This window comes from Pseudomonas qingdaonensis (assembly GCF_018398475.1).
GTDB lineage: Bacteria > Pseudomonadota > Gammaproteobacteria > Pseudomonadales > Pseudomonadaceae > Aquipseudomonas > Aquipseudomonas palmensis.
This window is the reverse complement of record NZ_CP074676.1, coordinates 4,242,026-4,268,860: the sequence shown is the minus strand read 5'-3', so window position 1 is coordinate 4,268,860 and position 26,835 is coordinate 4,242,026. Positions and strand designations below refer to the sequence as shown.

The following is a 26,835-nucleotide window of genomic DNA, read 5'->3' as shown; positions in this document are numbered from 1 at the left end:
TATCCATGGACACCAAATTGCTCGACATCCTTGCTTGCCCGATCACCAAAGGCCCGCTCAAGCTCAGCGCCGACAAGACCGAGCTGATCAGCAAGGGGGCCGGCCTGGCGTACCCGATTCGTGACGGTATCCCGGTGATGCTCGAGAGCGAAGCCCGAACCCTTACCGATGACGAGCGCCTGGACAAATGAGCCTGGATTTCACCGTTGTGATTCCAGCACGCCTGCGCTCCACCCGTCTGCCGGGCAAGCCATTGCTGTCGATTGCCGGCAAGCCGATGGTGCAGCACGTCTGGGAGCAGGCGCGCAGAAGCAGCGCCACCCGCGTGGTGATTGCCACCGATGACCCGAGCATCGTCGCTGCATGCCAGGGGTTTGGCGCCGAGGTGCTGCTGACCCGTGAGGACCATCAGTCGGGCACCGACCGCCTGGCCGAAGTCGCCACCCAGCTGGGCCTGTCGGCAGATGCGATCGTGGTCAATGTGCAGGGTGACGAGCCGTTGATTCCCCCGGCGATCATCGACCAGGTGGCGGCCAACCTGGCGGCGCATCCTGAAGCGGGCATTGCCACGCTGGCCGAGCCGATCGAAGACGTCGAAGTGCTGTTCAACCCCAATGCGGTCAAGGTGAGCACCGACCGCAACGGCCTGGCCCTGACCTTCAGCCGTGCGCCCTTGCCGTGGGCGCGTGATGCGTTTGCCCAGAGCCGCGAGCAATTGCCGGCGGGTGTGCCTTATCGCCGGCATATCGGCATGTACGCCTATCGCGCAGGCCTGTTGCAGGACTTCGTCGCCTGGGGCCCGTGCGGCCTGGAGCAGACCGAGTCGCTGGAGCAGTTGCGTGCGCTGTGGAACGGCGTGCGCATCCACGTGGCCGATGCCTTGCAGGCGCCGCCTGTGGGCGTCGACACACCTGAAGACCTGGAGCGCGTTCGGCGCTTGCTGGAGGCCTGATGCGCGTCCTGTTCGTATGTCTGGGCAACATCTGCCGCTCGCCGACGGCCGAGGGCGTGTTGCGCCATCAGTTGAAGCTGGCAGGCCTCGAGGATCAGGTCGAAGTGGCCTCGGCGGGTACGGGAGACTGGCATGTGGGCAAGCCGCCCGACAGCCGAACCCGCCGCGCTGCGCTGGCGCGCGGCTACGACCTGTCCGCACAGCGTGCACAGCAGGTGAGCGCGCAGGACTTCAGCCGGTACGACCTGATCCTGGCAATGGACACCAGCAATCTCGGCCACCTCAAGGCGCTGCAACCGTCTGCCGGTACCGCCGAACTGGACCTGTTCCTGCGCCGCTACGAGGGTGAGCTGGATGAAGTGCCCGACCCGTACTACGGCGGCGAAGAGGGCTTCGAACAGGTGCTTGATCTCATTGAGCTGGCTTGTAGCAAGCTGGTGGTCGAGCTGAAGGGCCGGCTATGAGCGTGCAGGTGCAATCGCAGGTTTCACTCAAGCCTTACAACACCTTCGGAATCGAGGTGAAGGCGCAGTATTTCGCCCAGGCACACAACGATGACGAAGTGCGCCAGCTGCTGGCGCACGCAGCCGAACAGCACCTGCCGGTGCTGGTGATCGGTGGCGGCAGCAACCTGCTGCTGACTGCCGATATCCAGGCGCTGGTGCTGCGCATGGCCAGTGTCGGTGTGCGGATACTGTCGGATGATGGCCAGCGCGTGGTGGTCGAGGCAGAGGCGGGTGAGCCCTGGCATCCCTTCGTGCAGTGGACCCTGGCCCAGGGACTGTCGGGGCTGGAAAACCTCAGCCTGATCCCCGGTACCGTCGGGGCGGCGCCGATGCAGAACATCGGCGCCTATGGCGTGGAGATCAAGGACGTGTTTGCCGGGCTGACGGCACTGGATCGGGAAACCGGCCAGTTGCACGAGTTTGCGCTGGAACAGTGTGATTTTGCCTACCGTGACAGTGTGTTCAAGCGTAATCCCGGGCGCTGGCTGATCCTGCGGGTTCGCTTCGTGCTCAATCGCGCCGAGCACCTGCACCTGGACTACGGCCCGGTACGCCAGCGGCTGAGTGAGCAGGGCATCGGTCAGCCGACCGCACAGAATGTCAGCGATGCCATCTGCAGCATTCGTCGCGAAAAACTGCCAGACCCGGCCGAGCTGGGCAATGCCGGAAGCTTCTTCAAGAACCCGGTGGTGAGCGCTGAACTGGCGCAGCGCGTGCGCGAGGCGTATCCGGATGCGGTAGGTTATCCACAGGCCGATGGTCAGGTAAAGCTGGCGGCGGGGTGGTTGATCGAGCAGGCGGGCTGGAAGGGGTTTCGCGAGGGCGATGCCGGGGTGCACCGTTTGCAGTCGCTGGTGCTGGTGAACTACGGGCAGGCCAGTGGCAAGCAGTTGCATGCGCTGGCGCAGCGGATTCAGGCTGATGTGCTGGCGCGCTTCGGCGTCGCGCTGGAGATGGAACCCAACTTGTATTGACTGGGCGACTTGTTCGCTGGCAGCGCCGATTCCTGCGGGTTCGGCGTTGTTGGTGACACATCCACCACCAGGCATCAGGCAACAAAAAGCCCCGCCAGTTTGCACTGGCGGGGCTTTTTAATGGCCGTCAGACGAGCGGTTTATGCTCTTCTGCAGCTTCCTGCGACTGCTCGGCAGCAGCGGCGGCCGCTGCGGCTTCAGCTTCGCGCTTGCGGCGACGCACTTCACGCGGGTCGTTCGGTGCACGGCCGTTGGCCAGCGTGACGACCGGTGCCTCAACCTCGGCAGGCTCGGCGATCGGTGCCTGTGCCTCGGCGACCGGTGCTGGCTCAGCGGCAATGACCGGCTCGGCTTCGACTGCAGCCGGCGCTTCAGGCTCGCTCGGCAGGGCGATGACCGGCTCGGCAGCTACAGGTGCCTCGACGGGCGCTTCGACAGCTGGCGCCTGCTCAGGGGCTTGAGCCGGTGCTTCCACCAGAGCCTCTACCTTGGCCTCGGCCTCGATCTGGGCCTCGACTGGTTGCGGAGCAACTTCGACGACAGGCTCGATGCTCGACTCGACTGCCTGCACCGGTGCTTCGAACGGTTGTTCGATCACAGGGGCGATGGCCGCTTGTTCAGCAACAGCTTCTTCGGCAGCGGGCTGTCGAGCTGTTTCGTTCGACTCGGTGCTGGTTTCGACAACCACTGGTTCGACGGTGCCGGCCTCGAAAGGCGTTTCGGCCACGACGGCTGGGGTGTCATCGACAGCAGCAGTTGCACGCTCGGCCTGAGCGTTGGCCTGGGCCTCGGCGTCGGCACTGATGTTGCTGGTGGCAACGGCGGCAGTCACGGCCAGGCCGGCAGCCAGTTCCACGCCCGAAGGCTGCGCATTGCCTTCGCTGCGTTTTTCCGCAGCAGCAGGTTGTTCGCCAGCTTGTTCGGCGCCTTCTTCGGTGCCGTCTTCGCTGCCTTCGACCACATTGCCGTTGGCATCACGCTGACGCTCACGACGGTTGCTGCGACGACGCTGACCGCGCGAGCGACGACGTGGACGATCGCCTTCGGCGCCTTCCTGGTTGTCATCCTGCAGCAGCTCTTCGTTTGGCAGTTGCTCCTCGGCCGCATCCTCGACCGGCTCGGCCGGGCGTGGCTGACGCTCTTCGCGTGGCGGACGCGGTGCGCGCTCCTCGCGAGGGGCACGTTCTTCACGTGGTGCGCGCTCTTCACGCGGTGCACGCTCTTCACGTGGCTGACGCTCTTCGCGCGGGGCGCGCTCAGGACGTTCTTCGCGGACGGCCGGGGCCGGGGTGGCATCCAGAGGCTCACGCAGTTCGCGTACCGGGCGATCTTCGCGTGGGCGACGGTCTTCGCGTGGGGCACGCGGCTGACGTTCTTCACGCGGGGCGCGTGGTGCGCGTTCTTCGCGGGTCGAGGTCTCTTCACGGGCTTCGCGAGGCTGGCGTTCTTCACGCGGCTCACGTGGCGCGCGCTCGGCACGCTCTTCGCGTGGCTTGCGCTCTTCATCGCGACGACCGTTGCGGTTGCGGCTCTGCTGGCGACCGTTGCGACGCTCCTCGTTGCGCTGAGGACGCTCGGTGGCAGGCTTCTCGGTTACCACCGGTGCGGCGGCCACAGGTTCTTCCTTGCCGGCGAACAGGCTGACCAGCGACTTGACCAGGCCCTTGAACAGGCTTGGCTCTGGCAGGGCGTGTACCGGGGCGGCTGGGGCAGCAGGGGCTTCCGGAGCCGGTACCGGAGCATTGGCGCGGGCCGGTGCAGTCTTGACCGCGGCTTCCTGGCGAACCAGGGTGCGGGTGGCGGCAGCCGGTTGCACTTCTTCGGTTTCGGTCGCAGCGATTTCGTAGCTGGACTGGTTGTTCAGGGCTTCCGGGCTGTCGTCGCGCAGGCGCTGCACTTCGAAATGCGGGGTTTCCAGGTGGTCGTTCGGCAGAATGACGATACGCGCCCGGGTGCGCAGTTCGATCTTGGTGATCGAGTTGCGTTTTTCGTTGAGCAGGAACGCGGCGACCGGGATCGGCACCTGGGCACGCACCTCGGCAGTGCGATCCTTCAGGGCTTCTTCCTCGATCAGGCGCAGGATTGCCAGCGACAGCGATTCGACGTCACGGATGATGCCGGTGCCGCTGCAGCGCGGGCAGACGATGCCGCTGCTTTCGCCCAGGGAAGGGCGCAGGCGCTGGCGGGACATTTCCAGCAGGCCGAAGCGCGAAATTCGGCCGACCTGTACGCGGGCACGGTCGGCTTCCAGGCACTCGCGCACCTTTTCTTCGACGGCGCGCTGGTTCTTGGCCGGGGTCATGTCGATGAAGTCGATGACGATCAGGCCGCCGATGTCACGCAGACGCAGTTGGCGGGCGATTTCCTCGGCCGCTTCCAGGTTGGTCTGCAGGGCGGTTTCCTCGATGTCGCTGCCTTTGGTGGCGCGCGCCGAGTTGATGTCGATGGACACCAGGGCTTCGGTCGGGTCGATCACGATCGAGCCGCCCGATGGCAGGTCGACGACGCGCTGGAAGGCGGTCTCGATCTGGCTTTCGATCTGGAAGCGGTTGAACAGCGGCACGCTGTCTTCGTACAGCTTGATCTTGCTGGCGTACTGCGGCATCACCTGGCGGATGAAGGTCAGGGCTTCTTCCTGGGCGTCGACGCTGTCGATCAGCACTTCGCCGATGTCCTGGCGCAGGTAGTCGCGGATGGCGCGGATGATGACGTTGCTTTCCTGGTAGATCAGGAACGGCGCTGCGCGGTCGAGGGACGCTTCCTTGATGGCGGTCCACAGTTGCAGCAGGTAGTCCAGGTCCCACTGCATCTCTTCGCTGCTGCGGCCCAGGCCGGCAGTGCGAACGATCAGGCCCATGTCGGCAGGGGCAACCAGGCCGTTGAGCGCTTCGCGCAGTTCGTTGCGCTCTTCGCCTTCGATGCGACGGGAGATGCCGCCGGCACGCGGGTTGTTAGGCATCAGGACCAGGTAACGACCGGCCAGGCTGATGAAGGTGGTCAGGGCGGCGCCCTTGTTGCCGCGCTCTTCCTTCTCGACCTGGACGATGACTTCCTGGCCTTCGCTCAGCACTTCCTTGATGTTCACCCGGCCTTCGGGCGACTTCTTGAAGTATTCGCGGGAGATTTCCTTGAGGGGCAGAAAGCCGTGGCGCTCGGAGCCGAAATCGACGAAGGCGGCTTCAAGGCTGGGCTCGATGCGGGTGATCTTGCCCTTGTAGATGTTGGCTTTTTTCTGCTCGCGTGCACCGGACTCGATGTCCAGATCGTAGAGGCGCTGGCCGTCTACCAGAGCAACACGCAACTCTTCGGGTTGAGTCGCGTTAATCAGCATTCTTTTCATGTAGTACCGTCGGTTTCCGGGCTGCCGGAAACGGCGTTCGGCACACACGACTTCTCACGGTCGGTGTCAGGGTGCGTCAGGGGTGGCGGACCATCCCGTGTCCAGCGGCTTGCGGTCGGACTGGTCGCCCAGTGCTGCCGAAGTCGCGACGACGCGTCCTGCTAGCTGTGGTGTCAAATGCACTCAGTCAGGAGGAGGAATCAGCCTTCGGCCGTGGACACCCTGGGGCATCTTGATCAAGACCGGGTCCGGTCGCGGGCCAGAGGGCCTGTGGACTGGACGCAGTGCTACACGGTCCGACGGTTGTGCATCTCCACCCTACACGTATCCCTGATAATTCGGGTGCTGCCGCGCGCTGAATCCGCAACGGGTTGCAGTTATCGCCAGCTCCATACGGGAGCCCGCGCTTTCTATGGCTAAGGCTGGTATTTCCGAAGCATTCGCCGTGACTGCGTGAAAGCGACTGCACTGAAGGAGTGGGCATCGAAAAAAACGTGCAGGAGGGTCAAACACCGCTCTTGTTGTTTTTTATCGGTCTTCTCTCATCGGCGCTGGTAGCGATTCCAGGCACTTCTGTAAACTGGCGAAAGCCCCGTCGGACGGCCTCGCGTCCTCGAGAATTGCGTAGGTCAGGGCCGGCTCAAAGCCATTGGTCCGCTGGCCAGCCGCTTTTGGCGGCGTTCGCGACTATAGCAGCAATCATTAAGTGCTTCAAATCCATAAAAAATTGTTATGATTCGCAAATGACGACTACTACCCCTCCGACCTCCGGCGTCCAGCTGATCGAGGTCGCGCCGGAACTTGCCGGCCAACGGATCGACAACTTCCTGATCACTGCACTCAAGGGCGTTCCCAAGACCTTGATTTATCGCATTTTGCGCAAAGGCGAAGTGCGGGTGAACAAGGGACGGATCAAGCCAGAGTACAAATTGCAGGCCGGCGATATCGTGCGCGTGCCGCCCGTTCGTCTGCCTGAGCGTGACGAGCCGGTGCCGCTGGCACAGGGCCTGCTTCAGCGACTCGAAGCGGCCATCGTGTACGAAGACAAGGCCCTGATCGTGCTCAACAAGCCTGCTGGCATCGCCGTGCACGGCGGCAGCGGGCTGAACTACGGTGTGATCGAAGCCTTTCGTCAGTTGCGCCCGGATACCAAGGAGCTGGAGCTGGTGCATCGGCTCGATCGCGATACCTCCGGTCTGCTGATGATCGCCAAGAAGCGCAGCATGTTGCGCCATCTGCATGCCGCGTTGCGCGGTGACGGCGTCGACAAGCGCTACATGGCGCTGGTGCGTGGTCACTGGGCCACGGCCAAGAAGCAGGTCAATGCGCCGCTGCTCAAGAGCAACCTGCGTTCCGGCGAGCGGATGGTGGAAATCAACGACGAAGGCAAGGAGGCGCTCACCCTGTTTCGCGTGCTGCGCCGTTTCGGCGATTTCGCGACCATGGTCGAGGCACGCCCGATTACTGGCCGTACCCACCAGATTCGCGTGCATACCCTGCATGCCGGGCATTGCATCGCCGGCGACAGCAAGTATGGCGACGAGGATTTCACTCGCGAGATCCGCGAGCTGGGCGGCAAGCGCCTGTTCCTGCATGCCTATGCGCTGACCGTGCCGTTGCCCGATGGCGGCGAGCTGAAGCTGGAGGCGCCGGTGGACGACATGTGGGCCAAGACCGTGGAGCGTTTGAGTGCGCCGTGATTACGACCTGCTGATCTTCGATTGGGACGGCACGCTGGCCGATTCGATCGGGCGCATCGTCGAAGCGATGCATCGCTCGGCCGAGCGTGCCGGCTATGCGCTGTGCTCGGACGAGGCGGTCAAGGGCATCATCGGCCTGGCGCTGCCCGAGGCGATCAGCACGCTGTACCCGCATCTGGATCAGCCTGAAGTCATGGCGTTTCGTCAGCATTACGCCGACATCTATATGGCCCTGGATACCCAGCCGTCGCCGTTGTATCCCGGCGTGGTCGAGGCCCTCGAGTCGTTCAGGGCCGATGGCTATCGCCTGGCAGTCGCTACCGGCAAGGCGCGTCGCGGCCTGGACCGGGTGCTGGTGGCCAATGGCTGGGAAACGTTCTTCGACATTACCCGGGCTGCCGACGAAACCATGGGCAAGCCGCACCCGCGCATGCTCGAGGAGATCCTGGCCCATTGCCAGGTGCCGGCGAGCCGTGCGTTGATGGTGGGCGATTCGTCGTTCGACCTGCTGATGGCGCGCAATGCCGGCATGCATTCGGTGGCGGTGGGGCATGGGGCGCTGTCGCTCGAGGCATTGAGCGTTTACGAGCCGCAGTTGTCCATACAGCACTTTTCACAATTGCAGGCGTGGCTAGGCCGAACCGCTGCAATCGAATTTCCAGGGTAGGTGAGCATGACTGACGAGTGGAAGGCGCCTGACGCCGAAAAGAACGAAGAGCGCACCAGCTGGAAGCTGCTCGAGAAGACCTTGCTGGCGGGCGTGCAGGAGCAGCGTCGGGCCCGGCGCTGGGGTATTTTTTTCAAGCTGCTGACGTTCGTGTACCTGTTCGGCATCCTGGCCCTGTTTTCGCCGTTGATGGATATCGACAAGACCGCCGCCCGTGGCGCGAGCCATACGGCGCTGATCGAGGTGCGCGGGATCATTGCGGACAAGGAGCCGGCCAGCGCCGACAACGTGATAGCCAGCCTGCGTGCGGCCTTCGACGACGCCAAGACCAAGGCGGTAGTGCTGCGTATCAACAGCCCGGGCGGCAGCCCGGTGCAGTCTGGCTACATCTATGACGAGATTCGTCGTCTGCAGGCCGCCAAGCCGTCGGTCAAGGTGTACGCGGTCATCAGCGACCTGGGTGCGTCGGGTGCCTACTATATCGCCAGTGCGGCTGACCAAATCTATGCCGACAAGGCCAGCCTGGTGGGCTCGATTGGTGTGACGGCAGCTGGCTACGGCTTTGTCGGCACCATGGAGAAGCTGGGTGTCGAGCGTCGTACCTATACGGCGGGTGAGCACAAGGCCTTCCTTGATCCATTCCAGCCGCAGAAACCGGACGAAACGGCCTTCTGGCAGGGTGTGCTGGACACCACCCACAAGCAGTTCATTGCCAGTGTGAAGCAGGGGCGCGGCGAGCGGCTCAAGGACAAGGAGCATCCCGAGCTGTTCAGCGGGCTGATCTGGTCGGGTGAGCAGGCCGTGCAGCTGGGGCTGGTGGACGCCCTGGGTAATGCCGATTATGTGGCGCGTGAGGTGGTGGGGGAGAAGACCCTGGTTGATTTCACCGTCGAAGAGTCGCCGTTTGATCGCTTCTCCAAGCGCCTGGGTGCCAGCGTCGCCGAGCACCTGGCTATGTGGATGGGCTTTCAGGGGCCGGCACTGCGCTGAGAGTGCTGATTAATGAAAAACCGGCCAGATGGCCGGTTTTTTATTGCTGGTATTGGCTTGCCCTCACGGTATGCTCACCCCTTCCTTGAGCAGCATGTCGACCAGTCGGATCAGCGGCAGTCCCACCAGGCTGGTGGCATCGCAGCCGTGGGTGCTTTGGAACAGGCTCACCCCCAGCCCTTCGCACTTGAAGCTGCCGGCGCAGTCATAGGGTTGCTCAGCGTGCAGGTAGCGTTCGATGCGTGGCAGGTCCAGTTCGCGCATGTGCACGGTAAATGGAACGCAATCGACCTCGCAATGGCCGCTCTGGGTATTGAGCAGCGCCACGCCGGTCAGGAAGGTGACGTGATTGCCGCTCGCAGCCAGCAATTGCTCGCAGGCCTTTTCGAAGGTGTGTGGCTTGCCCAGAATCTGTTCGCCCAGCACGGCAACCTGGTCGGAGCCGATGATAAGATGCCCCGGATGGCTGGCAGCCAATGCCTCGGCCTTGTGCCTGGCCAGGCGCTTGACCAGCTCTGGGGCGGGCTCTTCGCCGATGCGCTGTTCGTCGATATCGGGCGCTGCCCAGGCAAAGGGCAGTTGCAGTCGCGCCAGCAATTCGCGCCGGTAGGGTGAGCTGGAAGCCAGTAACAAGGGCAGCATGATGAACTCCTGAGCAGGTGCGCCGATTCTAACATGTTGAACGGGGCCGAATTTCCTTTGACAGGGGCGGGGGGCATCCCTAGAATGCTGCGCCTATGTTGAATGACCCGATTCCACCTCACGTTGACCCGCGCAAATTGGCCGATCGTGGTGTTTCTCTCGAAGGAACGCTGCTACTCGCCGATTTGGAGAGACTCTGCGACCCGCTTTCCGACGATGTCGGTACGGTGCAGGCTAAATTCGATTTTGAGCGAGACGAACAGAAAACCGTGGTTATCCACAGTGCTCTGACCGTCGAGGTCAAGATGGTTTGCCAGCGTTGTCTTGAGCTGGTCACCCTGCCGATCCACAGCGAATCTACATATGCTGTGGTGAAAGAGGGTGCGAATACCCAGTCGTTACCGAAAGGTTATGACGTGCTGGAACTGGGCGAAGATCCTTTGGATCTGCAAGCATTGGTCGAGGAAGAGCTTCTGCTCGCCTTGCCCATCGTGCCTGCTCATCATCCGGAAGAATGCCAGCAGCCGGCGGGCGCCGATGAGCCCGAACCGAGCAAGGACGAGGTAACGCGGTCCAACCCGTTCAGTGTATTGGCGCAGTTAAAGCGTGACCCAAACGTTTAGGAGTTAATCAATTATGGCTGTTCAGCAGAACAAAAAATCCCGCTCTGCCCGTGACATGCGCCGTTCGCACGACGCTCTCTCGGAAAACGCTCTGTCCGTAGAGAAAACCACTGGTGAAGTGCACCTGCGTCACCACGTATCGCCAGAAGGCGTATACCGTGGTCGCAAAGTGATCGACAAGGGCGCTGACGAGTAATCCTTGTCCGCTCAGATCGCGATTGACGCAATGGGCGGGGACTTCGGTCCCCGCAGCATTGTTCAGGCCAGCATTGCTTGCCTGTCGGCTACTCCCTCGCTGCACCTGACCCTCGTCGGTCAACCCTCCCTCCTTGAAGATCTGATCGCTGGCCAGTCGGCAGCGGATCGCGCGCGCCTGCATATTGTGCCGGCCAGCGAAGTGATCGGCATGGATGAGCGGCCGTCCCAGGCGCTGCGTGGCAAGCCCGACTCGTCGATGCGCGTGGCCCTCGAATTATTGCGTGATGGCAAGGTGCAGGCCTGCGTGAGCGCCGGCAACACCGGCGCGCTGATGGCGTTGTCGCGCTATGTGCTCAAGACCCTGCCCGGCATCGATCGGCCGGCGATGGTGGCGGCCATACCGACCCAGACCGGCTATTGCCAGCTGCTTGATCTGGGGGCCAACGTCGACTGCAGCGCCGAGCACCTGTTCCAGTTCGCCGTGATGGGCTCGGTGGCGGCGCAAGCGCTGGGCATTTCCCGGCCGCGCGTGGCGCTGCTCAACATCGGTACCGAAGACATCAAGGGCAACCAGCAGGTCAAGCTGGCTGCGACGCTGCTGCAAAATGCCCGCGGCCTCAACTACATCGGCTTTGTCGAAGGCGATGGCCTGTACCGTGGCGAAGCGGATGTGGTGGTGTGCGACGGCTTTGTCGGCAATATCCTGCTCAAGTCCAGCGAAGGCTTGGCCACCATGATCGGTGGGCGCATCGAGGCGCTGTTCAAGCGTGGCCTGATGGCGCGGGCGGTGGGGGCCCTGGCGATGCCGCTGCTCAGTCGCCTGAAGGCCGACCTTGCGCCGGCGCGCCACAATGGCGCGAGTTTTCTCGGCCTGCAGGGCATCGTTATCAAGAGTCATGGCTCGGCCGGTGTGCAGGGTTTCCAGAGCGCGATACAGCGGGCGCTGATCGAGATCCAGGAGAACCTGCCGCAGCGCTTGCACGGCCGTCTGGAGGATCTGCTGCCTTAGGCATCGGCACAACGACGTGCATAAATGTGACCGCTTGGTTCTCGTTACCATCCAATTGTCAGTTTTCTCGCGCTCAGCCCCGGCTGGGCGCTATTTTCGACGACAAGATCATTAGGGGCTTGTTCAATGTCTGCATCCCTCGCATTCGTCTTTCCTGGCCAAGGTTCGCAGTCGCTCGGCATGCTTGCCGAGCTGGGCGCCCAGTACCCGCTGGTCATCGATACCTTCCGTGAGGCCTCCGAGGCTCTCGGTTACGACCTGTGGGCACTGACCCAGCAGGGCCCGGAAGAACAACTCAACCAGACGGACAAAACCCAGCCGGCCATCCTGACCGCCTCGATCGCCCTGTGGCGCCTGTGGCTGGCCGAAGGTGGCGCGCGCCCTGCATTCGTTTCCGGGCACAGCCTGGGTGAATACAGTGCGCTGGTGGCTGCCGGCAGCCTGAGCCTGGGTGAGGCGGTCAAGCTGGTCAAGCGTCGCGGCGAGCTCATGCAGGAGGCCGTGCCGGCCGGGCAGGGCGCCATGGCTGCGATTCTGGGCCTGGATGACGCCGTGGTCGTGGACCTGTGTGCTCAGGCTGCGCAGGGTGAGGTGGTCAGTGCGGTCAACTTCAACTCCCCGGGCCAGGTTGTCATTGCCGGTGCCAAGGCTGCTGTAGAGCGCGCCATGGAAGCCTGCAAGGCCGCCGGCGCCAAACGTGCGCTGCCGCTGCCGGTCAGCGTGCCGTCGCACTGCGAGCTGATGCGCCCGGCCGCCGAGCGGTTTGCCGAATCGGTGAACGCCATCGACTGGCAGGCCCCGCAGATCCCGCTGGTGCAGAACGTCAGTGCGGGCGTGGCTGGCGATCTCGATACCCTCAAACGCGACCTGCTGGAGCAGCTGTACAAGCCGGTACGCTGGGTCGAATGCGTGCAGACCCTGGCCGCCAATGGCGCGGTGCAACTGGTCGAGTGCGGCCCCGGCAAGGTGCTGGCCGGCTTGAACAAGCGCTGCGCCGACGGCGTGAACACCTTCAACCTCAATACCCCGGATGCTTTCGCCGCCACCCGTGCGGCGCTGGCCTGATTTAGGAGAAACTTGCATGAGCCTGCAAGGTAAAGTTGCACTGGTCACCGGCGCCAGCCGTGGCATTGGCCAGGCGATCGCCCTGGAACTGGGGCGTCTGGGCGCCACCGTCATCGGTACCGCCACGTCCGCCTCCGGCGCCGAGCGTATTGCCGCGACCCTCAAGGAGCACGGCATCGCCGGTACCGGGCTGGAGCTGAACGTGACCAGCGACGAGTCGGTCACCGCCACCCTCGCTTCTATCCAGGTGCAGTTCGGTGCGCCGACCATCCTGGTCAACAACGCCGGCATCACCCGCGACAACCTGATGCTGCGCATGAAAGACGACGAGTGGTTCGACGTCATCGATACCAACCTCAACAGCCTCTACCGTCTGTCCAAGGGCGTGCTGCGCGGCATGACCAAGGCGCGCTGGGGTCGTATCATCAGCATCGGTTCGGTCGTTGGGGCCATGGGTAACGTCGGCCAGGTCAACTACGCCGCCGCCAAGGCCGGCCTGGAAGGCTTCAGCCGCGCCCTGGCGCGTGAAGTCGGCTCCCGTGCGATCACCGTGAACTCGGTAGCGCCGGGTTTCATCGATACCGACATGACCCGCGAACTTCCAGAGGCACAGCGTGAAGCGCTGCAAAACCAGATTCCGCTGGGTCGTCTGGGCCAGGTCGACGAAATCGCGAAAGTGGTTGCGTTCCTGGCCTCTGACGGCGCAGCTTACGTGACCGGTGCGACTGTCCCGGTCAACGGCGGGATGTACATGTAGTTAAATGTGACGGATTGCTTCAAAAAAATGTCATACGAGCTGTCTAAAATCCGTTATAAAGCTGCAACCAAATTCTAGGCGGCAGGTGGGTGTGAAGTTCGAGGGATGCATTACGCTTGAAAAGCGGGCGTCTTTCTATAAACTTACACACCGGCCAGCTGCCTGACATATATCCATTAGGAGTGAAAACTAGGTATGAGCACCATCGAAGAACGCGTCAAGAAAATCGTCGCCGAGCAACTGGGCGTTAAAGAAGAAGAAGTGGTCAACACCGCTTCCTTCGTAGAAGATCTGGGTGCCGATTCCCTTGACACCGTTGAGCTGGTGATGGCTCTGGAAGAGGAATTCGAGACCGAAATCCCTGACGAAGAAGCCGAGAAGATCACTACTGTTCAAGCAGCCATCGACTACGTCACCAGCCACCAGGCTTAAGACTTTGTAGTCGTCGCTTCTTGTCATGGAAAAACCGCACTGCCGTTACTGGCGTGCGGTTTTTTCTTTGCATGAGATGTAGACCATAGAATAAGGAGAGTGCTGTGTCGCGTAGACGCGTCGTGGTCACCGGTATGGGTATGCTGTCGCCACTGGGCACGGATGTGCCAAGCAGTTGGCAAGGCATTCTGGCTGGCCGCAGTGGCATAGGTCTGATCGAGCATACTGACCTGTCTGCCTACTCCACCCGTTTTGGCGGCTCGGTAAAGGGCTTTGAAGTCGAGCAGTACCTGTCGGTCAAGGAAGCCCGCAAGCTCGATCTGTTCATTCAATACGGCCTGGCGGCCGGGTTCCAGGCGGTGCGCAATGCCGGGCTGGAAGTCACCGATGCCAACCGTGAGCGTATCGGCGTGGCCATGGGTTCGGGCATCGGCGGCCTGACCAATATCGAAGAAACCAGCCGGACCTTGCACGAGCAAGGCCCGCGGCGCATTTCGCCGTTCTTCGTGCCAGGCTCGATCATCAACATGATTTCCGGTTTCCTGTCGATCCACCTGGGTGTACAGGGGCCCAACTACGCCATTGCCACTGCCTGCACCACGGGCACGCACTGCATCGGCATGGCGGCGCGCAATATCGCCTACGGCGAAGCCGACGTGATGATCGCCGGTGGCGCAGAGATGGCGGCCTGTGGCCTGGGTATGGGCGGTTTTGGCGCTTCGCGTGCGCTGTCGACGCGCAACGACGAGCCAACCCGTGCCAGCCGGCCGTGGGACAAGGGCCGTGACGGTTTCGTGCTGTCCGACGGTGCCGGTGCGCTGGTGCTCGAAGAGCTCGAGCACGCCAAGGCGCGGGGCGCGACCATCTATGCCGAACTGGTTGGTTTTGGCATGAGTGGCGACGCCTACCACATGACCTCGCCGCCCGACAACGGCGCCGGTGCGGCCCGTTGCATGGCCAACGCCTTGCGCGATGCGGGCGTGAACCCCAGCGAAGTCGGCTACATCAACGCCCACGGTACCTCGACGCCTGCCGGCGACCTGGCCGAAGTGGCAGCGATCAAGTCGGTGTTCGGCGAGCACGCCTACAAGCTGGCCGTGAGCTCGACCAAGTCGATGACCGGTCACCTGCTGGGGGCTGCCGGCGCGGTAGAGGCGATTTTCAGCGTGCTGTCCATCAATGGGCAAGTGGCGCCGCCGACCATCAACCTCGATGAGCCGGATGAAGGCTGCGACCTGGACTTCGTGCCGCACCAGCCGCGCAACATGCCGATCGAGGTCGTGCTGTCGAACTCCTTCGGTTTTGGCGGTACCAATGGCTCGCTGGTGTTCCGCCGGTTCGCCGAGTGATGCACAGCTGGGTCGATGGCCTGCCGGCTGACGCCCTGACGTTGAGCAGCCGCGGGCTGGCCTATGGCGATGGTCTGTTCGAGACCATCGCCGTGCGGGCCGGGCAGCCCTCGCTGCTGACGTATCACCTCGACCGCCTGGCGCTGGGTTGCCAGCGCCTGGCGATCGACGCCGATCATCCGCTCATCCGCGACGAGGTATGCCGTTATGCCGGCTTGCTGGGTGATGGCGTGCTCAAGCTCATTCTCACCCGTGGCGACAGTCAGCGCGGCTATGCCCCGGCTGCCGGTGCACCGCCGCGTCGCATTCTTCAGGCCAGCCCCGCCGCCAGCTACCCGCCGCAGAACGCCGAGCAGGGGGTAAGGCTGTTTGCCTGCCAGACCCGCCTGGCCGAGCAACCCTTGCTTGCCGGGCTCAAGCACCTCAATCGCCTGGAGCAGGTACTGGCACGGGCCGAGTGGCAGGGCGCCGAGTACGCTGAAGGTTTGATGCGTGATGTATCCGGGCGCGTGATCGAAGGTGTCTACAGCAACCTGTTCGTGGTGCGCGATGGCGTGCTGTACACCGCCGACCTGGCGCGTTGCGGCGTGGCCGGGGTAATGCGCGCTGCCTTGCTGGACGAGGCGCCGCGCCACGGTATCACGGCCCGTGTGGTCGACCTGGCGCTGGCCGATCTCGAGCAGGCCGACGAAGTGTTGCTGTGCAACAGCGTGTATGGCGTATGGCCGGTGCGTGCATTTGCATCGCTGAACTGGTCGCCGGGGCCGCTCACCCGTAAACTGCAGGCCATTGCCCGTACGCTACTGGATGCCTGATTCGTGAGACGTAAATTGTTGGTGCTGCTGGAGACCGGGTTGATCCTGGCCGGCCTGCTATTGGGCTTCTCGGCCTGGAAGGTGCACTCGGCGCTGGAGCAGCCGCTGCACCTGACCGGCGAGCGGTTGCTCGATGTTCCTACCGGCACCACGCCCAACCGCATGTTCTACCGCATGCAGCAGGACGGCGTGATCCGCGACGCCTTCTGGCTGCGCCTTTACTGGCGCTTCAACATGCCGAGCGTGGCTTTGCATACCGGCGAGTACCGCATGACCCCCGGCATGAACGTGCGCGACCTGTTCGAGGCGTGGCGGCGTGGTGACGTGGTGCAGTACAGCCTGACCCTGGTCGAGGGCTGGAATTTCCGCCAGGTGCGCTCGGCACTGGCCAGACATGAAAAGATCCGCCAGACCCTGGATGGCCTGAGCGACAGCGAGGTCATGGACAAGCTCGGGCACCCGGGCGTGTTCCCCGAGGGGCGCTTCTTCCCTGACACCTATCGGTTCGTGCGCGGCATGAGCGATGTCGAGTTCCTGCAGCAGGCGTACGCGCGCCTGGAGGAGGTGCTGGCCAAGGAGTGGAACGAGCGCTCCCCGGCTGCGCCCTATCGCGACCCTTACCAGGCGCTGATCATGGCCTCGCTGGTCGAGAAGGAAACCGGCGTGCCACAGGAGCGTGGTCAGATCGCCGGCGTCTTCGTGCGTCGCCTGCAGATCGGCATGCTGCTGCAGACCGACCCTACCGTGATCTATGGCATGGGCGAACGCTACAACGGCAAGATCACCCGCGCCGACCTGCGTGAGCCCACGCCCTACAACACCTACGTGATCGCCGGCCTGCCGCCGACGCCGATTGCCATGGTCGGGCGTGAAGCCATTCACGCGGCCTTGAACCCGGAGCCGGGCAGCAGCCTGTACTTCGTCGCCCGGGGCGATGGCAGCCATGTGTTCTCCGACGACCTGGGGGCGCACAATTCTGCCGTGCGCGAGTACCAGATCAAGCGGCGTGCCGACTACCGTTCAAGCCCGGCGCCAAGCGCCGGCGACACCCCGAACGAGGTTCCTGCGCCCGAGGCGCCCCAGGCTGCACCGCAGCCTGCCGAGCCCTCGGTGCAGCCGGATGTTCCCCCGGCCAGCGAACCTACCCCGCAATGACCCTGATTAAGGACTGCCTGTGAGCGGCTTGTTTATCACCCTGGAAGGTCCCGAAGGCGCGGGCAAGAGCACCAATCGCGAGTACCTGGCCGAGCACCTGCGCGCCCACGGGCTGGATGTGGTGCTGACCCGCGAGCCGGGCGGCACCCCGCTGGCCGAGCGCATACGCGAACTGTTGCTGGCCCCCAGCGATGAGACGATGGATGCCGACACCGAGCTGTTGCTGGTGTTCGCCGCGCGCGCCCAGCACCTGGCCCAGGTGATCCGCCCGGCGCTTGCGCGGGGCGCCATCGTCCTGTGCGACCGTTTCACCGATGCCACCTATGCCTACCAGGGCGGTGGCCGCGGGCTGTCGGTCGAGCGCATTGCCACCCTTGAAACCTTCGTCCAGGGCGACCTGCGCCCCGACCTGACCCTGGTGTTCGACCTGCCGGTGGAGGTCGGCCTTTCGCGCGCAGCGGCGCGCGGGCGGCTGGATCGCTTCGAGCAGGAAGGCCAGGCGTTTTTCCAGGCTGTTCGCCAGGCCTACCTGGCCCGCGCAGCCGCCGACCCGGCGCGCTATCACCTGGTCGATGCCGCGCAACCGCTGGCCCGGGTTCAACTCGCCCTGGATGCGTTGCTGCCGCAGATCCTGGAGCGTTGCCGTGGCTGAGGCCTACCCGTGGCAGGCGACGCTCTGGCAGCAACTGGCCGGGCGCACACAGCATGCTCATGCGTACCTGTTGCACGGCCCGCAAGGCATCGGCAAGCGGGCGCTGGCCGAGCGCCTGATGGCGTTTCTGCTGTGCCGCCAGCCCGAGGGGCTTGAGGCGTGCGGGCACTGCAAGTCGTGCCAGTTGCTGAAGGCGGGCAGTCACCCGGACAACTACATCCTGGAGCCTGAAGAGGCCGACAAGCCGATCAAGGTCGACCAGGTGCGCGACCTGGTCAGCTTCGTGGTGCAGACCGCGCAGATGGGCGGACGCAAGGTGATTCTCATCGAGCCGGTCGAGGCAATGAACATCAACGCTGCCAACGCCTTGCTCAAGAGCCTCGAAGAGCCTTCGGGCGATACCGTGCTGTTGCTGGTCAGTCACCAGCCCAGCCGGTTGCTGCCGACCATCAAGAGCCGTTGCCAGCAACAGGCCTGCCCGTTGCCAAGTCAGGCGCAGAGCGAGGCGTGGCTGGCAGCCGCGTTACCCGACAGTGACGAGGCCGAGCGCCACGAACTGCTGAGCCTTGCAGCAGGTTCGCCACTGCTGGCTGTCAGCCTGCAGGCCCAGGGTGTGCGCGAGCAGCGCGCGCAGGTGGTCGAGGGGGTCAAGAAGCTGCTCAAGCAGCAGCAGTCCGCGACCCAGTTGGCCGAAGGCTGGAACAGCATCCCGCTGTTGTTGCTGTTCGACTGGTTCTGCGACTGGTCCAACCTGATCCTGCGCTATCAGCTGACCCAGGACGAAGAGGGCCTGGGGCTGGCCGACATGCGCAAGGTCGTGCAGTACCTTGCCCAGAAGAGCCCGCAGGGCAAGGTGCTGGATATCCAGGACTGGATTCTTGTGCAGCGCCAGAAGGTGCTGAACAAGGCCAACCTCAACCGCGTGCTGTTGCTCGAAGCGTTGCTGGCCTCCTGGGCCCTGTTGCCGGGTCAGCGTTGAGCTGGCCTTTCGATCCTCCATTTTCAGTGTTGTCATTACGCCCATGCTTGTAGATTCCCATTGCCACCTCGACCGTCTCGACCTCGCCGCCCATGGTGGCTCCCTGGATGCCGCGCTGGATGCCGCGCGGGCACGGGGTGTCGGGCATTTCCTGTGCATCGGCGTAAGTGCCGACAATGCGGCCCAGGTCAGGGCGCTGGCAGCGCGCTACCCTGATGTGGACTGCTCGGTCGGCATCCACCCGCTGGACCTGGCGCCAGGCGAAGCGCCGGCGCTGGACTGGCTGCTCGGCGAACTGAACCACCCCGAGGTGGTGGCTATTGGTGAGACCGGGCTGGACTATCACTACGAGCCCGAGGCTGCACAGTTGCAACAGGCGTCATTTCGCCTGCACCTGGAGGCGGCCAGGCTCACCGGCAAGCCGGTGGTCATCCACACCCGTGCGGCGCGCGCCGATACCCTGACCCTGCTGCGCGAGGCGGCATTGCCGCAGGCGGGCGTGCTGCACTGCTTCACCGAAGACTGGGAGATGGCCAAGGCAGCGCTGGACCTGGGGTATTACATTTCGTTGTCGGGGATTGTCACGTTCCGCAATGCCGACGCGTTGCGTGATGTGGCGCGGCAGGTGCCGGCAGATCGTTTGCTGGTAGAGACCGACTCACCGTACCTGGCGCCGATTCCGCACCGCGGCAAGCCGAACTTGCCGGAGTATGTGCGTGACGTGGCGGAGTTCATCGCGTTGGTGCGGGGGGAGCGTTACGAGCAGCTGGCGCAACAGACCACCGAGAACTTCAGGCGTCTGTTCCCCCTGGCGCGGGTGCGGGTGGCCTGACCCCGCTGCGCGGTCGCCGTGGCGGTCGCGCGGGCAAAAAAAACCCGGGTTCTGGGGGGAATCCGGGTTAAGACCATTAGGAGTAAAACAAAGGCGAGCGGTCCGTGTTCACCCTTATCGGCGCGTCACTTGGGGGGATGCGTCGCGCCAACACCTCAAGTATTGGTCAGGTTCGCCGCGATTCCACCAAGGGTTGATCGTTTTTTAAACAGATTTGGAATACGTGCGGCCCTGCTGAGCACGCATTGCTCTGCCGTGCGCCTGACCGCCTGGATTGCACGTCTGGGGCAGGGGAAGGGGAGGTCCGCTTCGGGCAACCGGGTCGCCGGCCTGTTCAAACTCATCAAGAAACATAGGCATGCGCGGATGATCCGTGCATTTTTGCGCAAGTTAGGCATAATAACGGGCTTCGATTTTGATCCAGTCCTTCTTATGCAGAAAGAACCTCGTAAGGTCCGTGAGTTTCGTCGCCGAGAGCAAGAGATTCTCGATACCGCGCTCAAGCTGTTTCTCGAACAGGGTGAAGACAGTGTCACCGTCGAGATGATCGCTGACGCCGTGGGTATCGGCAAAGGCACGATCTACAAGCACTTCAAGTCCAAGGCGGAGATCTACCTGCGCCTGATGCTCGACTACGAGCGCGATTTGAACGAACTGCTGCACTCTGCCGATGTGGATCGCGACAAGGAGGCCCTGTCGCGTGCCTACTTCGAATTCCGCATGCGCGACCCGCAGCGCTACCGCCTGTTCGACCGCCTCGAAGAGAAGGTGGTCAAAGGCAACCAGGTGCCGGAAATGGTCGAGGAGCTGCACAAGATCCGTGCCTCCAACTTCGAGCGCCTGACCCTGCTGATCAAGGGTCGCATCACCGAGGGCAAGCTCGAGGACGTGCCGCCGTATTTCCACTACTGCGCAGCCTGGGCCCTGGTGCATGGCGCGGTGGCACTGTATCACTCGCCGTTCTGGAGCAATGTGCTGGAGGACCAGGAAGGCTTCTTCCAGTTCCTCATGGACATTGGCGTGCGCATGGGCAACAAGCGCAAGCGCGACCCGGAGCCATCTGGCAGCTGAATGCTCGCTGGCGCCGTGCAGGCATATACTCAGGTAAGAGGCTTGCAAAAAACTGATTTCTGAGTCAGGTTTTGCAAGCCCGATTCACACTTGCCGGAGTGCTCCATGATCGTCGACCGTCAAGGCAGACGTTTTCGCAACCTGCGCGTCAGCCTCACCGCGGCGTGCAACTATGCCTGCACCTATTGCGTGCCGGACGGCAAGCGTCTGGTCGCAGCGCAGGATGAGCTCTCGGCCCAGGCCATGGTGCGTGGGGTGGCCTGGCTGATCGAAGCTGCCGGTATCGAGCGCCTGCGTATCACCGGTGGCGAACCCCTGGTCAGTCCCAAGCTCGACGCCTTCCTGGCTGGCGTGTCGGTGCTCGGCCTCGATGACATCGCCCTGACCACCAATGGCCAGTTGCTCGCGCGCAAGCTGCCATTGCTGCTGGATGCCGGCATCCGGCGCCTGAACGTCTCCCTTGATACCCTCGACGCCGATGCCTTCCGCGGGATCTCCCGTGGCGGGGATCTGGCCAGCGTGCTCGATGGCATGCACAAGGCCAGCGACGCCGGCATGAAGATCAAGGTGAACATGGTGCCACTGCGCGGGCGCAACCTCGATCAGGTGCTGCCGCTGCTCGACTACTGCCTGGCCCGTGGCTATGAACTGCGCTTTATCGAATTGATGCGCATGGGGCACCTGGCCAGCGACCACAACGCTTTCCTGCAGCAGTTCGTGAGCCTGGAGCAGTTGCTGCAACTGATCGGCGAGCATCACGAGTACGCCCAGGCCGATGCGCCAGTGGACGCCACTGCATTGCGCTACCGGGTGCCGGGGCAAGGCCACTTCGGCGTGATCGCCAACGAAAGCGTGCCGTTCTGCCGAACCTGCTCGCGCCTGCGTCTGTCTTCTACCGGGTGGCTGCATGGCTGCCTGTCGTCGAGCAACCGGCATTTCATCGGTGACCTGCTCGACAAGCCGCGCCACCAGGCGTTGCCGGCCTTGCAGGGCATGTTGATGAAGGCCCTGGGCGACAAGCAGGCCGTGGCTTTTTCAGGCGGTGCCACGGTGATGAAGATCATCGGCGGTTGAGCCATACCCTCCAGCTGGCGCAAAACCTGCATCTGGCGGCTGTTCGCCGGTTTTCCGTCACCGGCTTCTGGAGGAAAGATGCGTAGCCTGGTTCTGCTGCTGGCGCTGATGGCGCTGGGTGGCTGCATGAATGTGAGCGATATGGGCGAAGGTGTGCGCTACCACATGAGCGACGCCGGCCTGCTCGACCATAGCGAAACCCGCCGTTCGTTGTCGGTGCGCCTGCAGCCCGACTCGTTCGTCTTCATCGGTCAGGGCGTGTTCGTGCCGCCGGGCAATGCCTATCCGCGGCCCAACGTGGTGGCCGAGGAAGCCTTCAAGGCCTTTGTCGAGTACTTCCCGCTGGTGCGACGTGCCGAGGGTCCGCTGGGGCTGGAGGATGCCTTGTCCCAGGCGCGCGACGTGGGCGCGCATTACCTGCTGTATGCGCGTTTTGCCAAGGCCGACAACCGTATCGGCAATGGTGACGAGTGGTACGACGAGCAGGCGGTGGACCGCCTGGGTGTCGACACCGGAAGAATTCAGCTGATGCTGATCGAAACCAGTACCCGCTATCTGATCGATACCGTGAGCATCCGCAGCCGTGGCGGTTTGCTGACGTTCCACGACAATCAGCCGCAGGATTTGATTGCGGCACCGCTTGAGGATTACGCTCGCAGTTTGTTGGGCATGAGCCGCTGAGGAGCAGATGATGGTGGATACCGGCAAGGCCAATGACCTGTTGGCGCAACTCCCGAAGGTCGGCAAAGGTCCGGCGCCGGTCCACCTGTGGAATCCGGACTTCTGCGGCGACATCGACATGCGAATCGCCCGCGACGGTACCTGGTACTACCTGGGCACCCCGATTGGTCGCAAGCCGATGGTGCGTCTGTTCTCCACCATCATCCGTCGCGACGGTGATGACTACTTCCTGGTCACGCCTGTGGAAAAGGTCGGAATCCAGGTCGATGATGCGCCGTTCGTGGCGGTGCTCATGGACGTGCAGGGCAGTGGTGAGCAGCAGGTGCTGCGCTTCACCAGCAATGTGGAGGATGTGGTCGAGGCCGGGCCCGAGCACCCGCTGCGCTTCGTGATCGACCCGCTGACACAGGAGCCTTCGCCTTACGTGCACATGCGCAACAACCTCGAGGCGCTGATCCATCGCAGCGTGTTTTACCAGCTGGTAGAGCTGGCTGTAACGCGCGACATCGATGGGCAGCCATGGCTGGGCGTATGGAGTGCGGGGCAGTTCTTTCCAATCGGGCAGCAATAGCCTGTCGCAGCCTGTATCGCCCGGCAGTCCTGGCCCGGGCTGAAGACCAAAACGAAAAAACCCGCCAAAAGGCGGGTTTTTCGAGTATTTCAGAGGCTGTGCAAGCACGCTCTGAAACGATGTTTGGCTCCGCGACCAGGACTCGAACCTGGGACCCAATGATTAACAGTCATTTGCTCTACCGACTGAGCTATCGCGGAATCTGGGGCGTATCTTACTGATTGCTAAGGGGAAGTCAAGCTCCCCCTGAGCAATCAGGTGTTACAGGACCTCGACGATCGCCTTGGTCACCACGTGAATGTTGTTCTGGTTCAACGAGGCGACGCAGATACGACCGGTATCCAGAGCATAGATCGCATGCTCGTCCTTCAGGCGTGCCACCTGCTCGACGGTCAGGCCCGAGTAGGAGAACATGCCGCACTGGCGCCCGACGAAGCTGAAGTCCTGCTGTGCGCCGTACTGGGCCAGCAGCTCGACCATCTGCTTGCGCATGCCGTGGATGCGCTGGCGCATCTCGGCCAGTTCCGCTTCCCACATTGCGCGCAGCTCGGGGCTGTTGAGCACGGTGGCGACAATGGTGGCGCCGTGGGTCGGCGGGTTGGAGTAGTTGGTGCGGATCACGCGCTTGACCTGCGACAGCACGCGAGTGGCCTCTTCCTTGGACTCGGTGACGATCGACAGGGCGCCGACGCGCTCGCCGTACAGCGAGAACGACTTGGAGAACGAGCTGGAGACGAAGAAGTCCAGGCCCGATTCGGCGAACAGGCGCACGGCAGCGGCGTCTTCGGCGATGCCCTGGCCAAAGCCCTGGTAGGCCATGTCCAGGAACGGGATGTGACCCTTGGCCTTGACCACCTCGAGCACGTTGTTCCAGTCGGCCGGGGTCAGGTCGACGCCGGTCGGGTTGTGGCAGCAGGCGTGCAGTACCACGATCGAGCCGGCCGGCAGCGCGTTGAGGTCCTCGAGCATGCCGGCACGGTTGACGTCATGGGTGGCGGCGTCGTAGTAGCGGTAGTTCTTGACCGGGAAACCGGCGGTTTCGAACAGGGCGCGGTGGTTTTCCCAGCTCGGGTCGCTGATTGCGACAGTGGCATTGGGCGACAGCTGCTTGAGGAAGTCAGCGCCGATCTTCAAGGCGCCGGTACCACCTACGGACTGGGTGGTGACCACACGGCCGGCGGCCAGCAGGGGCGAATCGGCACCGAACAGCAGCTTCTGCACGGCCTGGTCGTAGGCCACGATGCCGTCGATCGGCAGGTAGCCGCGGGAGGCGTGCTGGGCGGCGCGTTGGGTTTCGGCTTCGATGACTGCACGCAGCAGTGGGATACGCCCTTCTTCGTTGCAGTAAACACCAACGCCCAGGTTCACCTTGTGGGTGCGGGTATCGGCATTGAACGCTTCGTTGAGGCCCAGGATAGGGTCGCGGGGTGCCAGCTCGACAGCGGAAAACAGGCTCATTTTTACCTTGGCTCTGAATGGAGAGTGATAGAGGTCGCACGCTCCAGCCGAATGCACTGAAGCGGTGCACAAACGGGGAGTCAGTATAGTGATACCCATCGGTCACGGCGACAGTCTGTCGCAGCTTTTACTGCTGTTTTCGCGAATATTTTTCGACCGTCAGTCGCTTGCGCCGGTCAATACTGTGAAACAGGCCGTGGTTTGCCTTGAAACTGGCGCCGGGCACCACCAATTGGGTATAAGTACTGTCTATAAATACAGTTGCCTGTATCCGTTCATTTCCAGGGGTTCACCATGTCCGAGTTTCAACTCGTCACCCGTTTCCAGCCGGCGGGTGATCAGCCCGAAGCCATTCGCCTGATGGTCGAGGGGATCGAGGCCGGGCTGGCGCACCAGACCCTGCTCGGGGTGACGGGTTCGGGCAAGACCTTCAGCATCGCCAACGTGATTGCCCAGGTGCAGCGCCCGACCCTGGTACTGGCGCCGAACAAGACCCTGGCCGCCCAGTTGTATGGCGAGTTCAAGTCATTCTTCCCGAACAACGCGGTGGAGTATTTCGTTTCCTACTACGACTACTACCAGCCCGAAGCCTACGTGCCGTCCTCCGACACCTTCATCGAGAAGGACGCCTCGATCAACGACCATATCGAGCAGATGCGCCTGTCGGCGACCAAGGCGCTGCTGGAGCGGCGTGACGCGATTATCGTCACCACGGTGTCGTGCATCTATGGTCTGGGCAGCCCGGAAACCTACCTGAAGATGGTGCTGCACGTGGACCGTGGCGACAAGCTCGACCAGCGGGCCTTGCTGCGCCGTCTGGCCGACCTGCAGTACACCCGCAACGACATGGACTTTGCCCGCGCCACCTTCCGTGTGCGCGGCGACGTGATCGACATCTTCCCGGCCGAATCGGACCTGGAGGCCATCCGCATCGAGCTGTTCGATGACGAGGTGGAGAACATCGCGGCCTTCGACCCGCTGACCGGCGAGGTGATCCGCAAGCTGCCGCGCTTCACCTTCTACCCCAAGAGCCACTACGTGACCCCGCGCGAAACCCTGCTGGAGGCCATGGACGGGATCAAGGCGGAGCTCAAGGAACGCCTGGAGTACCTGCACAAGCACAACAAGCTGGTCGAGGCCCAGCGCCTGGAGCAGCGCACCCGGTTCGACCTGGAGATGATCCTGGAGCTGGGCTACTGCAACGGCATCGAAAACTACTCGCGCTACCTGTCCGGGCGTCCGGCCGGCGCGCCGCCGCCGACCCTGTACGACTACCTGCCGCCGGATGCGTTGCTGGTGATCGACGAATCCCACGTCAGCGTTCCGCAGGTGGGGGCCATGTACAAGGGGGACCGCTCGCGCAAGGAAACCCTGGTGGAGTACGGCTTTCGCCTGCCTTCGGCGTTGGACAACCGGCCCATGCGCTTTGACGAATGGGAGTCGGTCAGCCCGCAGACCATCTTCGTCTCGGCCACGCCGGGCAACTACGAGGCCGAGCATGCCGGCCGTGTGGTGGAGCAGGTGGTGCGCCCGACCGGTCTGGTCGACCCCCAGGTGGAGGTGCGTCCGGCCACGACCCAGGTGGATGACCTGCTGTCGGAGATTCGCAAGCGTGTGGCGGTGGAGGAGCGGGTGCTGGTCACTACCCTGACCAAGCGCATGGCCGAAGACCTCAGCGATTACCTGGCCGATCACGATGTGCGGGTGCGCTACCTGCACTCGGACATCGATACCGTTGAGCGAGTCGAGATCATCCGCGACCTGCGCCTGGGCACCTTCGATGTGCTGGTGGGTATCAACCTGCTGCGCGAGGGCCTGGACATGCCCGAGGTCTCGCTGGTGGCGATTCTGGATGCGGACAAGGAGGGCTTCCTGCGTTCGGAGCGCTCGCTGATCCAGACCATCGGGCGCGCGGCGCGCAACCTCAACGGCCGCGCGATCCTGTACGCCGACAACATGACTGGCTCGATGGAGCGAGCGATCGGCGAAACCGAGCGTCGCCGCGACAAGCAGATGGCCTTCAACGAGGCCAACGGCATCGTGCCCAAGGGCGTGGTCAAGGACATCACCGACATCATGGAAGGCGCCAACGTGCCCGGCTCGCGCAGCAAGAAGCGCAAGGGCATGGCCAAGGCCGCCGAGGAGCGCGAGCGTTACGAGGCCGAGTTGCGTTCGCCTGGCGAGATCGCCAAGCGTATCAAGGCGCTGGAAGAGAAGATGTACCAGCTGGCGCGGGACCTGGAGTTCGAGGCTGCAGCGCAGATGCGCGACGAGATCGCGCAGTTGCGTGAGCGACTGCTCACGGTCTGACGGGCCTTTCGCGGGTCAAGCCCGCTCCCACAG

At 63.3% G+C, this 26,835-nt stretch carries 27 protein-coding genes and 1 tRNA gene; 24 read left to right on the top strand and 4 right to left on the bottom strand.

Going from position 1 to position 26,835, the window contains the following annotated elements:
* Nucleotides 1-5: 5 nt before the first annotated feature.
* The 4 genes from KH389_RS19370 to murB are packed head-to-tail and all read left to right on the top strand — an operon-like array spanning nt 6 to nt 2,432.
* Entirely contained in the window at nt 6-191 is a 186-nt protein-coding gene (locus KH389_RS19370; RefSeq protein ID WP_003247142.1) for a Trm112 family protein, read from the top strand.
* Nucleotides 188-952, top strand: coding sequence for a 3-deoxy-manno-octulosonate cytidylyltransferase (gene kdsB, locus KH389_RS19365; protein WP_043862888.1), 765 nt, complete (start codon nt 188-190; stop codon nt 950-952). The genes KH389_RS19370 and kdsB overlap by 4 nt, the downstream gene beginning before the upstream one ends.
* The gene (locus KH389_RS19360) at nt 952-1,416 is read left to right on the top strand and encodes a low molecular weight protein-tyrosine-phosphatase (RefSeq protein WP_054915815.1); all 465 of its coding nucleotides are present in this window, start codon (nt 952-954) and stop codon (nt 1,414-1,416) included. The genes kdsB and KH389_RS19360 overlap by 1 nt, the downstream gene beginning before the upstream one ends.
* Nucleotides 1,413-2,432, top strand: a complete 1,020-nt coding sequence (gene murB / locus KH389_RS19355) for a UDP-N-acetylmuramate dehydrogenase (protein ID WP_043862886.1) — start codon at nt 1,413-1,415, stop codon at nt 2,430-2,432. The genes KH389_RS19360 and murB overlap by 4 nt, the downstream gene beginning before the upstream one ends.
* Before the next feature lie 127 nt (nt 2,433-2,559).
* On the opposite strand, the gene rne is transcribed toward murB, so the two are convergent.
* Nucleotides 2,560-5,772 carry a ribonuclease E gene (gene rne / locus KH389_RS19350; RefSeq protein WP_043862885.1) on the bottom strand — a complete coding sequence of 1,071 codons (3,213 nt, stop codon included), beginning with the start codon at nt 5,770-5,772 and terminating at the stop codon, nt 2,560-2,562.
* A 743-nt stretch (nt 5,773-6,515) separates the two neighbouring features.
* Between rne and rluC the strand changes: the two genes are divergently transcribed.
* From rluC to sppA, 3 genes are read left to right on the top strand one after another with little or no spacing between them, the layout of a single operon-like run.
* A complete protein-coding gene (gene rluC / locus KH389_RS19345; protein ID WP_043862884.1) occupies nt 6,516-7,472 on the top strand; it encodes a 23S rRNA pseudouridine(955/2504/2580) synthase RluC in 957 nt (318 codons plus the stop codon).
* Nucleotides 7,462-8,139 carry an HAD-IA family hydrolase gene (locus tag KH389_RS19340; protein WP_054915813.1) on the top strand — a complete coding sequence of 226 codons (678 nt, stop codon included), beginning with the start codon at nt 7,462-7,464 and terminating at the stop codon, nt 8,137-8,139. Before rluC ends, KH389_RS19340 begins: the two co-directional genes overlap by 11 nt.
* Nucleotides 8,140-8,145: 6 nt before the next feature.
* Entirely contained in the window at nt 8,146-9,129 is a 984-nt protein-coding gene (sppA, locus tag KH389_RS19335; protein ID WP_058541100.1) for a signal peptide peptidase SppA, read from the top strand.
* Between the two features lie 63 nt (nt 9,130-9,192).
* Here the strand turns inward: sppA and KH389_RS19330 are convergent, their stop codons facing one another.
* On the bottom strand, nt 9,193-9,771 hold the full coding sequence (locus tag KH389_RS19330) for a Maf family protein (RefSeq protein WP_043862881.1): 579 nt from the start codon (nt 9,769-9,771) through the stop codon (nt 9,193-9,195).
* 95 nt (nt 9,772-9,866) lie between these two features.
* On the opposite strand from KH389_RS19330, the gene KH389_RS19325 reads away from it, so the two are divergent.
* The 16 genes from KH389_RS19325 (at nt 9,867) to KH389_RS19250 (ending at nt 23,034) form a co-directional block, all read left to right on the top strand.
* On the top strand, nt 9,867-10,394 hold the full coding sequence (locus KH389_RS19325; RefSeq protein ID WP_054915811.1) for a YceD family protein: 528 nt from the start codon (nt 9,867-9,869) through the stop codon (nt 10,392-10,394).
* A 13-nt stretch (nt 10,395-10,407) separates the two neighbouring features.
* On the top strand, nt 10,408-10,590 hold the full coding sequence (gene rpmF, locus KH389_RS19320; protein WP_010223221.1) for a 50S ribosomal protein L32: 183 nt from the start codon (nt 10,408-10,410) through the stop codon (nt 10,588-10,590).
* 3 nt (nt 10,591-10,593) lie between these two features.
* Entirely contained in the window at nt 10,594-11,601 is a 1,008-nt protein-coding gene (gene plsX, locus KH389_RS19315) for a phosphate acyltransferase PlsX (RefSeq protein WP_078479736.1), read from the top strand.
* A gap of 126 nt (nt 11,602-11,727) precedes the next feature.
* Nucleotides 11,728-12,666 carry an ACP S-malonyltransferase gene (gene fabD, locus KH389_RS19310; protein WP_078479735.1) on the top strand — a complete coding sequence of 313 codons (939 nt, stop codon included), beginning with the start codon at nt 11,728-11,730 and terminating at the stop codon, nt 12,664-12,666.
* A 16-nt stretch (nt 12,667-12,682) separates the two neighbouring features.
* Nucleotides 12,683-13,423, top strand: coding sequence for a 3-oxoacyl-ACP reductase FabG (gene fabG / locus KH389_RS19305; protein WP_043862877.1), 741 nt, complete (start codon nt 12,683-12,685; stop codon nt 13,421-13,423).
* 195 nt (nt 13,424-13,618) lie between these two features.
* Nucleotides 13,619-13,855 (top strand): acyl carrier protein, encoded by a 237-nt coding sequence (gene acpP, locus KH389_RS19300; RefSeq protein ID WP_003175607.1) that lies wholly within the window; start codon nt 13,619-13,621, stop codon nt 13,853-13,855.
* A gap of 104 nt (nt 13,856-13,959) precedes the next feature.
* Nucleotides 13,960-15,204: a beta-ketoacyl-ACP synthase II gene (gene fabF / locus KH389_RS19295; protein ID WP_043862876.1), complete on the top strand. Its 1,245-nt coding sequence runs from the start codon at nt 13,960-13,962 to the stop codon at nt 15,202-15,204.
* A complete protein-coding gene (gene pabC, locus KH389_RS19290) occupies nt 15,204-16,019 on the top strand; it encodes an aminodeoxychorismate lyase (RefSeq protein WP_213606052.1) in 816 nt (271 codons plus the stop codon). The genes fabF and pabC overlap by 1 nt, the downstream gene beginning before the upstream one ends.
* 3 nt (nt 16,020-16,022) lie before the next feature.
* Nucleotides 16,023-17,174: an endolytic transglycosylase MltG gene (gene mltG, locus KH389_RS19285; RefSeq protein ID WP_078479734.1), complete on the top strand. Its 1,152-nt coding sequence runs from the start codon at nt 16,023-16,025 to the stop codon at nt 17,172-17,174.
* Nucleotides 17,175-17,193: 19 nt separating this feature from the next.
* The gene (gene tmk / locus KH389_RS19280) at nt 17,194-17,826 is read left to right on the top strand and encodes a dTMP kinase (protein ID WP_054915807.1); all 633 of its coding nucleotides are present in this window, start codon (nt 17,194-17,196) and stop codon (nt 17,824-17,826) included.
* The gene (locus tag KH389_RS19275) at nt 17,819-18,805 is read left to right on the top strand and encodes a DNA polymerase III subunit delta' (RefSeq protein ID WP_213606051.1); all 987 of its coding nucleotides are present in this window, start codon (nt 17,819-17,821) and stop codon (nt 18,803-18,805) included. Before tmk ends, KH389_RS19275 begins: the two co-directional genes overlap by 8 nt.
* A 43-nt stretch (nt 18,806-18,848) precedes the next feature.
* A complete protein-coding gene (locus tag KH389_RS19270) occupies nt 18,849-19,637 on the top strand; it encodes a TatD family hydrolase (protein ID WP_054915805.1) in 789 nt (262 codons plus the stop codon).
* A 432-nt stretch (nt 19,638-20,069) separates the two neighbouring features.
* On the top strand, nt 20,070-20,708 hold the full coding sequence (locus tag KH389_RS19265) for a TetR/AcrR family transcriptional regulator (RefSeq protein WP_054915804.1): 639 nt from the start codon (nt 20,070-20,072) through the stop codon (nt 20,706-20,708).
* A 105-nt stretch (nt 20,709-20,813) separates the two neighbouring features.
* Nucleotides 20,814-21,782 (top strand): GTP 3',8-cyclase MoaA, encoded by a 969-nt coding sequence (locus KH389_RS19260; RefSeq protein ID WP_213606050.1) that lies wholly within the window; start codon nt 20,814-20,816, stop codon nt 21,780-21,782.
* 78 nt (nt 21,783-21,860) lie between these two features.
* The gene (locus tag KH389_RS19255; protein ID WP_043862868.1) at nt 21,861-22,463 is read left to right on the top strand and encodes a DUF4823 domain-containing protein; all 603 of its coding nucleotides are present in this window, start codon (nt 21,861-21,863) and stop codon (nt 22,461-22,463) included.
* Nucleotides 22,464-22,473: 10 nt separating this feature from the next.
* Nucleotides 22,474-23,034 (top strand): DUF1285 domain-containing protein, encoded by a 561-nt coding sequence (locus KH389_RS19250; protein ID WP_043862867.1) that lies wholly within the window; start codon nt 22,474-22,476, stop codon nt 23,032-23,034.
* A gap of 124 nt (nt 23,035-23,158) precedes the next feature.
* Here the strand turns inward: KH389_RS19250 and KH389_RS19245 are convergent.
* Nucleotides 23,159-23,234, bottom strand: a tRNA-Asn gene (locus KH389_RS19245).
* 61 nt (nt 23,235-23,295) lie between these two features.
* Complete coding sequence (locus KH389_RS19240; RefSeq protein ID WP_078479732.1) at nt 23,296-24,492, bottom strand: amino acid aminotransferase; 1,197 nt, start codon at nt 24,490-24,492, stop codon at nt 23,296-23,298.
* A 294-nt stretch (nt 24,493-24,786) separates the two neighbouring features.
* Between KH389_RS19240 and uvrB the strand changes: the two genes are divergently transcribed.
* The gene (gene uvrB, locus KH389_RS19235) at nt 24,787-26,802 is read left to right on the top strand and encodes an excinuclease ABC subunit UvrB (RefSeq protein WP_043862865.1); all 2,016 of its coding nucleotides are present in this window, start codon (nt 24,787-24,789) and stop codon (nt 26,800-26,802) included.
* Nucleotides 26,803-26,835: the final 33 nt, after the last annotated feature.